The organism is Dietzia sp. SYD-A1 (assembly GCF_015356725.1).
GTDB lineage: Bacteria > Actinomycetota > Actinomycetes > Mycobacteriales > Mycobacteriaceae > Dietzia.
The window spans coordinates 1-1,806 of record NZ_JADDKI010000430.1 but is presented as its reverse complement, the minus strand read 5'-3'; the positions used below and the strand labels follow the sequence as shown (position 1 = coordinate 1,806).

Genomic DNA, 1,806 nt, shown 5'->3' with positions numbered 1-1,806 from the left:
GTTCATGTGTCGCGACAGGTCCAGGACCAGACCGGTCCCGATCGCGTTGCCCGCCATGGAGGTCCCGCCGCCCCGCACGGTGGCGGGCACGCCGAGCCGGTGGCAGACGGCCAGCGCGGCGGCGACCTCGGCCTCCGACCGGGGCATCAGCACGGACGCGGGCACGACCCGGTAGTTGGAGGCGTCGTAGGAGTACTCGGCGATGCGGCGCGGGTCCGACTCGGGCGCGAGGCCCGCCGCCACGAGTGCCTCGTGGAGGCCGCCGCGCAGGTCGACGGAGGTCACGCCGCCCCGTCGCACACCCGGTGGACCGCGCGGGTGAACCGCTCCACGCCGGAGTCCACCTCGTCGGACGTCACCACCAGTGCGGGGATGAGTCGCACCACCGACCCCGTGGGGCCGCACGTGAGGGTGAGCAGGTCCTCGTCGACGCACGCCTGCTGCACCGCCCCGGCAAGGCGTGCGGCCTCCACCGCGCCGGCGCTCCCGGCGGGTGCGGTCGGGTCGCCGAACTCGACGCCCAGCATGAGGCCGGTCCCGCGGATGTCACAGATCTCGCCCACGTCGCCGAGGCTACGCCGCAGGCCGTCGAGGAGTTGGGCCCCGCGCTCGGCGGAGTTGTCCACCAGGCTCTCCCTCTCGACCACCCCGAGGGTGGCCACCCCGGCGGCGGCCGCGACGGCGTTGCCGCCGTAGGTTCCACCCTGCGACCCGGGCCAGGCCTTGGCCATGATGGCCTCGGGTGCGGCGATCGCGGAGATGGGGAAGCCCGAAGCGATCCCCTTGGCGGTGATGACGACGTCCGGGACCAGGCCCTCGGTGTGCTGGTGGCCCCAGAACCGGCCCGTGCGACCGATGCCGGCCTGGACCTCGTCGAGCACGAGCAGCGCGCCGATCCGGTCGGCGCGGTCGCGCAGGCCCTGCAGATAGCGCGGCGGGGTGGCCATGTATCCGCCGTCGCCGAGTACCGGCTCGATGAGGAAGGCCGCGATCTCGCGGGCGTCGACGCGGGAGGCCATCAGGTAGTCCAGCTCGGCGAGCGCGAAGTCGATCGCGTCGTCCTGGGTCCACCCGTGCCGGAGCGCGTGCGGGAACGGGGTCATCACCACCCCGCCCATGAGGGGGGAGAAACCGGCGGAGAAGCGGGTGCCGGCGGTGGTGAGGCTGGCGGCGGCGACGGTGCGGCCGTGGAACCCGCCCTGGACGGTGACGATATTGGGTCGGCCGGTGGCCATGCGGGCCAGCCGGACGGCCGCCTCGACCGCCTCGGAGCCGGAGTTGGCGTAGAAGACCGAGTCGATCCCCTCGGGCAGGTGCTCGCCGAGCTTCTCCGTCAGCTGGAGCAGCGGTTGGTGCATGACGGTCGTGTACTGCGCGTGGATGATCTTCCCGCACTGCTCACGGGCGGCGGCGACCACTTCCGGGTGGCAGTGTCCGGTGCTGGTCACGCCGATGCCGGTCGTGAAGTCCAGGTAGTCGCGGCCGTCGGTGCCGTGGATCCACGAGCCGAGGGCGTGGTCCACCACGACGGGAGTGGCCTGCTTGAGAAGGGGGGACAGGTGCGCGGTCATGGGGCCAGTGTGTGGCGACTGCCGGTAGATTGTCAACAATCCGACGATCTTCGGGGGGTGTGGTCCCACGCGCTACGGTGTGTCCATGACGCAGCACCACCGGGGTCTGGCCACGCGACCGACAGTCGTCCTCCTCACCGCCGACGGCGTCGCCCCTCCCGCCCACCTCGACGAGTTCCGCGGCCTCGTCGAGGTCCGCCAGTGCACCGCCGACACCCTGGCCGAGGCGTTGCCG

At 72.6% G+C, this 1,806-nt stretch carries 2 protein-coding genes; both read right to left on the bottom strand.

Annotated elements, in window-relative coordinates:
- Positions 1–300: FAD-binding protein (locus IY392_RS15290; RefSeq protein WP_194861667.1), on the bottom strand; the 300-nt coding region annotated here is incomplete at its 3' end.
- Entirely contained in the window at positions 282–1,571 is a 1,290-nt protein-coding gene (locus IY392_RS15285) for an aspartate aminotransferase family protein (RefSeq protein WP_194861666.1), read from the bottom strand. The genes IY392_RS15290 and IY392_RS15285, both read right to left, overlap by 19 nt.
- Positions 1,572–1,806: the final 235 nt, after the last annotated feature.